Raw genomic sequence first — 6,000 nt, forward strand, 5'->3', positions numbered from 1 at the left:
GACCGGCCGACGCCCGCGGGCGCCGGAGGCCACCGGCGGCGGGGCGGGCGTCAGGGCCGGGGCCGGGCGGTGCGAGGGGCGGCGACGAGTCCGTGGAGGACGGTGGTGAGCGGGGTCGCGCGGCGAGGTCGGACGGGCGGCGGTGGCCCGGTCGCCCACGAACCGCCCGGGCGGTAGCGTCACCCTTGGTCACCGGGGCGTCACGGCACGCCCCCTTCGGTGGGCGCCGACCGGGCTCCGGGACAGACCAGCCGTCGACCGTCGACCCGACAGGAGCGCCCCCCATGGCCGTACCGACCACCTTCGACCAGCACGTCACCGGATACAGCCTCCCGCACGCCTACTGGCTGGCCAAGGCCGCCGACCTCGCCTACAAGGACGAGGCCACCATCGAGGAGCAGGCCCGCGGCTGGGGCTTCGACGCCGTGCGCCACCACCAGACCCGGTTCACCCCGCCGTTCCCGCTCCAGGACACCCAGGCCTACACCATGGCCGGCGACAACATGATCGTCACCGCGTTCCGCGGCACCGAACCCGCACAGATCCGCGACTGGCTCACCGACGCCTCCACCCCGCCCTGGCCGGGCCCCGCCCGGACGGGCTACGTCCACTACGGCTTCGCCGAGGCCCTCGAATCCGTCTTCCCCGATGTCGCCGAGGCCGTCTCCGGCCTGCGGACCAACGGCCAGACCGTCTGGTTCACCGGCCACAGCCTCGGCGGCGCCCTCGCCATGCTCGTCGCCGCCCGGCTCGACCTGGAGGACCCGCGCCTGGCGGTCGACGGCGTCTACACCTTCGGCCAGCCCCGGACCTGCGACCGGCTGCTGGCCGCCGCCTACGACAAGGGCCTGAAGGGGCGCACCTTCCGGTTCGTCCACGGCAACGACATCGTCCCCGAGCTGCCCCCGGAGCCCGCCTTCACCCATGTCGAAGCGCTGCGCCACATCGACTCCGCGGGCCGCGTCCAGGAGAGGGTCGGGCTGGTCTCCGCGCTGACCGACCGGGCCGGGGGCCTGAGCACCGCCGCCTTCTCCCCGGACGGCGAGGGTGTCCGCGACCACCTGATGCGCAGTTACCTCGCCGCGCTGGAGAAGAGCCTCGCCTGACAACGGGGCGCCGGACGCGCCGGAGCAAGCGTCGGCGGCGCCGCAGGTCGGCAGCCGTCCGCCGTGAGGGCGGATCCGATGCTGCGGCGCCGCGGGCGAAGTCCCTTTCACCGACGGGCCCTTCGCGCGGGAGACGGAGACGCCGCGGTCGGTATTCGGTCGGCTGTGGCCGGGGGCGGGGGGTGCCGGGCCGGGCGAGGCGCCCGGCCGGTGATCTTGGACGGATAGGCTGCCGGGATGTCAGGTCCTCACGGTGAGGACGGAGCTGATGAGGATCGGTGGTGTACGGACATGATGGGACCGGCGCATTCGCTGTCGGGTGCGACCGCGTGGCTGGGGGTGGGTGCGGTGGCGGCCGGGATGGGGGAGCCGATGCCCTGGCCGGTCCTGCTCGCGGGGGCGCTGATCTGTGCGGGGGCAGCCCTGGCGCCGGACCTGGACCACAAGGCGGCGACGATATCCAGGGCGTTCGGGCCGGTGTCCCGGGCGCTCTGTGAAGTGATCGACAACCTCTCGTACGCCGTGTACAAGGCCACCCGGGGCAAGGGTGACCCGCGGCGCTCGGGCGGCCACCGGACGCTGACGCACACCTGGCCCTGGGCGGTGCTGTGCGGGGCGGGCGCCGCGGCGGTGGCCGTGTACGGCGGCCGCTGGGGCGTGCTGATGGTGCTGTTCGTGCACATGGTGCTGGCCATCGAGGGCCTGCTGTGGCGGCATGCCCGGGTCTCCAGCGACGTCCTGGTGTGGCTGCTGGGGGCGACCAGCGCGTGGATGCTCGCGGAGGTCCTCGACAAGCCCGGCAACGGTTCACAGTGGCTGTTCGAGGAGCCCGGGCAGGAGTACCTCTGGATCGGGCTGCCGATCGCGCTCGGCGCGCTGGTGCACTGCCTGGGCGACGCGCTGACCGTCTCGGGCTGCCCGGTGCTGTGGCCGATCCCCGTCGGGCGCCGGCGCTGGTATCCGGTCGGGCCGCCGAAGGGCATGCGGTTCCGGGCCGGCAGCTGGGTGGAGATCAAGGTGCTGACGCCCGTCTTCATGGGGGCCGGCGGGGTCTGCGCGGCGGGCGCGCTCGGTTTCTTCGGCAACGGCTGACGTCAATGTCCGCCCGCTCGGCGAGAGTTGGGGCGCCGTCGGCTGGGTAGGAGCCGGTCGGCGCGCGGGAGGCTCGGCCTCCGGGCCGCGGTCCACGTCCTGGCCGAGATCGTCGCGGCCGAACACCGTGCCGAGGGCATCCGGGTGCTGTGCGTCTGCCCGCCCGCCGTGGAGACCCCGATGCTGTCGCGCATCCGTCGCGAAACCCCTGAACTGCTCGGTCCACGACTGGGGTTGAGTCCGGAGAAGGTGCTGGAACCGATGGACCGCGCCCTGGCGCGCGGACGCGCGTGGGCCTTCCCCGGGCGCGGCACCCGGGCCCTGTGGACGGCCCGGCGCCCGGCACCCCGTGCGCTGAGCGGGCTCATCGGCCGGGTCCTGGTCGGGAAGTAGTCGGGAAGCAGTCGGGGCGGGCCCGGGAAGCACCGGGGACGCAACCATCCGGGCGGGGCGCCGGCCCGCTCGACGTGCCGCGAGCAGGCCGTGGCGGGGCGGTCCGGTCGGAGAGCCGGACCACCCCGACCGCCGGAGCGGCGGAGGCCGCCACCACCACCCCGGCGAGCGCGGCGGCGTGCGCCCGCGCTACGCCTTGCGGAGCCGGTCGATGATGCCGTCGATGTCACGCCTGAACATGTAGTCGCGGATGATGTGGCCGCCCGGCTCCTCGTGGGCCTCGTACGGGATGCCCGCGTTGTCGAGCAGGGCGCGGAACTCCCGCTGGCCGGCGAGCACTTCCGTTTCGTTGAACTGGTCGAAGGGGTTGGTCGGGTCGGGGTTGGTGCCGGCGACCAGGAAGATCCGCTTGTTCCGGTAGCTGTCCAGGCGTTCGACCGGGTTGTCGGCGGTGACCCTGGCCTGGTCCCACAGCGGCGCGCCGTAGATCGTGCCGCCGGCCAGGTCCTTGACCGCGGCGGAGACGTTGGCCCAGTGTACGACCGCGCCGCTGTCGCGGCGCAGGCTGGCCGGGCCGGAGTGGGAGCTCACCGAGGCGAAGTGGCCCCAGTACTTGGCCGCGTACTTCAGGGCGCCGAACCCGCCCATGGAGAAGCCGGCGACGGCCCGGCCGTCGTACTCGGCGTAGGTGCGGAAGTTGGCGTCGATCCACGGGACCAGCTGGTTGAGGTGGAAGCTCTCCCAGTTCCGGGGGCCGACGTTGGTGCTGACCGGGTTGGAGTACCAGCCGGCCTGCCCGCCGTCGGGCATCACGACGATCAGCGGCTTGCCGGCGGTCCAGTCGCGGACGCCCTGGCGGTCGAACTCGATGAAGTCCTGGAGGCCGCCGTGGAGCAGGTAGAGGACGGGGTAGGTGCGCCCGCTGGTGTGGTAGTCGTCGGGGAGCAGCACGTTGACGGCGGGCTGCCAGCCGATCTCGTTGGTCGCGAAGCGGTAGTACCACATCCGGGCGTCGGCCTCGTTGTGGTCCGCGATGTGCAGCCCGAAGCCGTCGCCGGCCGCGTGGGCCGCCGAGGCGGTCGCGAGGACGCTCGCGCCGCCGAGCGACAGTGCTGCCGAGAGGCCGCCGGCGGCCTTCAGGACGTTCCTCCGGGTGGGGCGGTTGATGCTCAAGACGACCTCCTGGTCGGGGCGGCGAGCGATCGGTGAAGTGCGGTGCACTGCAACGGACTTGGGCGGCTCCGAGGCCGTCCTGCGCTCGGCCGCCCGGCGACTCCAGGGTGGGGTGCGGGAAAAGCGCCGTTCACGAGGATCGGACGGCCTGTCCGGAACGCGGGCCAGGAGTGTCCGAAACTGGTTAGTGTTCGAACGGGAGTCTGGCGAGGTCGTTGTTCTGTGCGACGTCCCGGGAGGTCTGCCGTGGCTCGCCGGCGGCCGCCGTCGCGTTCCCGGTGAGGCCGTGGCGCTCCGCCAGCACGCCCGCTTGGAAGCGGCTGTCGGCGCCCAGCGTGCTGTACAGGCCGGCGATGTGCCGACGGCAGTTGCGCAGCGACAGCCCGAGCCGGCGGGCTATGGTCTCGTCCTTCAGCCCGTCGGCGAGCAGCCGCAGGATCACGGTGCGGAGCTCGTCGGAGACGGCGCGGGCGGCGGCCGGCCCGCTGCGGAAGGCCGCTCCCCGGTGCCAGAGCGTCTCGAAGGAGTCGGCCAGGTGGCCCACCACGGACGGTTGCGTCACCAGCACCAGCCCGTCGGGCCGCCCCCGCTCCGCCAGGAACGCGCTCTCCCGGTCGATGACCAGCAGCGGACCGTAGCTCTCGCCGGTGGTCCGCACCTCGGCGCCGGCCCGCGCCGCGGCCAGGGCCTGGCGCTGGGCGGGCAGGTGGAAGCGGGCCGGGTGCTGCCGGACGATCCGGGTGCGCGGTGCGGGCTCGGTGCGCGGCACTTCGGCCGGCACCAGCTCGGCCAGCGCCGCCGCGGTCGGGTCGCCGCCGGGGCAGCAGAGGAGGACCTCCCGGCGGGCCCGCCGCAGCCGGTCGCCGACCACGGCACGCACGGTTCCGGGGTCCGCCGGGGTGGGTGCGGTGAACGCGACCCGGGCGGTTCCACGTTCTCTCATGGCGGTCCTCTTGACAGCAGGTGGCGGTTGACGACGCGTCCGGTGAACGACAGGTCTCCGGAGCGGTTGTCCGATAGTCGTCACAGTTCGCGGCGGCGGCCAAGGGCCGAAGGGGGTCAGGAAGATGAATGGCCGACTGAGGAGGGGTGGATGAATCCGGTGAACACGGACACGATCCGGCCGTCGGGGCGGGAGGCCCTGCTCGATCACGAGACGCGGCTGGTCTACGAGTGGGCGGTGCGGCAGCGGCGGGTCGAGCCGGCCGACCCGGCGCGGATGGCCGGCGATCTCGGGCTCACCGAGGCGCGGTGCCGCCGGGCCGTCGACCTGCTGGCGGCGCTCTGCCTGCTGGTCCGGCGTCCGGGCGCCGAACGGGGCTGCTACGCGACGGTCGGGCCGGAGGCGGCCGCCGCGCGGCTGACCGGGCAGGAGGAGGCACGGCTGCGCCTGGAGGAGGCCGAGCTGGGCCGCCGGCAGGCGGAACTGGCCAGGCTGCGCGCGGAGGTGGCCTCGCTGGCGCCGGTGTACCAGTCGCAGGGCGGCGGCTCGGACGCTTCGGTCCGGCTGCTGGAGGACGCGTACGTCCTCCGCTCGGCCCTCGACTCCGTGGTGGGCGCCGCGAAGGAGGAGGTGCTGGCGATCCGGCCGGGCGGCGGGCACCCGGAGGCGGCCCTGGCCGAGTTGCTGCCCCGGGACCTGGGCATGCTGGAACGGGGCGTCCGGCTGCGGAGCGTGTACCAGCACCTGACCCGGTTCGACCCGCCCACCCGCTCCTACGCGGAGCTGGTCATCGCCGAAGGGGCGGAGATCCGCACCCGCGCCGAGGTGCCGGCCAAGCTGGTCGTGGTGGACCGGACCACGGCCTTCGTACCGGCCCGGCGCGCCACCGGCGGGGCGCTGATGGTCCGGGAACCGGCGCTGGTGGCGCACTTCGTCCGGCTCTTCGAACACGAGTGGGGCCAGGCCGTGCCGTACGACACCGCGCCGACCGCGGCCCGCACGGTGACCCGCGACGTCTCGGACGTGATCGCCCTGCTGCTCGCCGCGGGGGAGAAGGACGACACGATCGCCCGGCGGCTGGGCATGTCGACCCGCACCTGCCGGCGCCACGTCGCCGACCTGCTGGCGCGGCTCGGGGCGCAGAGCCGGTTCCAGGCCGGGGTGCTGGCCGAGCGCGAGGGGCTGACCGTCCCTGTGGACGTCCCTGCGGACGTCCCGGTGCCGCGCTGAGGCGGGTCGCCGTGCCGTCCGCCGGGTGCGGAAGGGCGGGTGCCCGTCGGGATGGGACCGACG

6 protein-coding genes are annotated in these 6,000 nt (G+C 74.2%); 4 read left to right on the plus strand and 2 right to left on the minus strand.

What is annotated here, in order from left to right:
- Positions 1-284 precede the first annotated feature (284 nt).
- The 3 genes from ACFU7Y_RS09425 to ACFU7Y_RS09435 all read left to right on the plus strand — a co-directional run bounded on the left by ACFU7Y_RS09425 (position 285) and on the right by ACFU7Y_RS09435 (position 2,591).
- Complete coding sequence (locus ACFU7Y_RS09425) at positions 285-1,106, plus strand: lipase family protein (protein ID WP_224283600.1); 822 nt, start codon at positions 285-287, stop codon at positions 1,104-1,106.
- Between the two features lie 291 nt (positions 1,107-1,397).
- Positions 1,398-2,198 (plus strand): metal-dependent hydrolase, encoded by an 801-nt coding sequence (locus ACFU7Y_RS09430; RefSeq protein WP_224283599.1) that lies wholly within the window; start codon positions 1,398-1,400, stop codon positions 2,196-2,198.
- A gap of 180 nt (positions 2,199-2,378) precedes the next feature.
- Positions 2,379-2,591: a hypothetical protein gene (locus tag ACFU7Y_RS09435; RefSeq protein ID WP_224283598.1), complete on the plus strand. Its 213-nt coding sequence runs from the start codon at positions 2,379-2,381 to the stop codon at positions 2,589-2,591.
- Positions 2,592-2,780: 189 nt separating this feature from the next.
- Here ACFU7Y_RS09435 and ACFU7Y_RS09440 read toward each other — a convergent pair whose 3' ends face one another.
- Complete coding sequence (locus ACFU7Y_RS09440) at positions 2,781-3,764, minus strand: alpha/beta hydrolase family protein (RefSeq protein ID WP_263455518.1); 984 nt, start codon at positions 3,762-3,764, stop codon at positions 2,781-2,783.
- Positions 3,765-3,948: 184 nt separating this feature from the next.
- Positions 3,949-4,707, minus strand: a complete 759-nt coding sequence (locus tag ACFU7Y_RS09445) for a LuxR C-terminal-related transcriptional regulator (RefSeq protein ID WP_380767161.1) — start codon at positions 4,705-4,707, stop codon at positions 3,949-3,951.
- A 150-nt stretch (positions 4,708-4,857) separates the two neighbouring features.
- On the opposite strand from ACFU7Y_RS09445, the gene ACFU7Y_RS09450 reads away from it, so the two are divergent.
- Complete coding sequence (locus ACFU7Y_RS09450; protein WP_380767163.1) at positions 4,858-5,937, plus strand: LuxR C-terminal-related transcriptional regulator; 1,080 nt, start codon at positions 4,858-4,860, stop codon at positions 5,935-5,937.
- The last annotated feature ends 63 nt before the right edge of the window (positions 5,938-6,000 follow it).

Source organism: Kitasatospora sp. NPDC057542 (assembly GCF_042801945.1).
Lineage (GTDB): Bacteria > Actinomycetota > Actinomycetes > Streptomycetales > Streptomycetaceae > Kitasatospora.

Coding starts and splice junctions, on each gene's coding strand:
- ACFU7Y_RS09450 (WP_380767163.1), top strand. CDS start 4,858: ATGAATCCGGTGAACACGGACACGATCCGGCCGTCGGGGCGGGAGGCC.
- ACFU7Y_RS09435 (WP_224283598.1), top strand. CDS start 2,379: ATGCTGTCGCGCATCCGTCGCGAAACCCCTGAACTGCTCGGTCCACGA.
- ACFU7Y_RS09445 (WP_380767161.1), bottom strand. CDS start 4,707: ATGAGAGAACGTGGAACCGCCCGGGTCGCGTTCACCGCACCCACCCCG.
- ACFU7Y_RS09430 (WP_224283599.1), top strand. CDS start 1,398: ATGATGGGACCGGCGCATTCGCTGTCGGGTGCGACCGCGTGGCTGGGG.
- ACFU7Y_RS09425 (WP_224283600.1), top strand. CDS start 285: ATGGCCGTACCGACCACCTTCGACCAGCACGTCACCGGATACAGCCTC.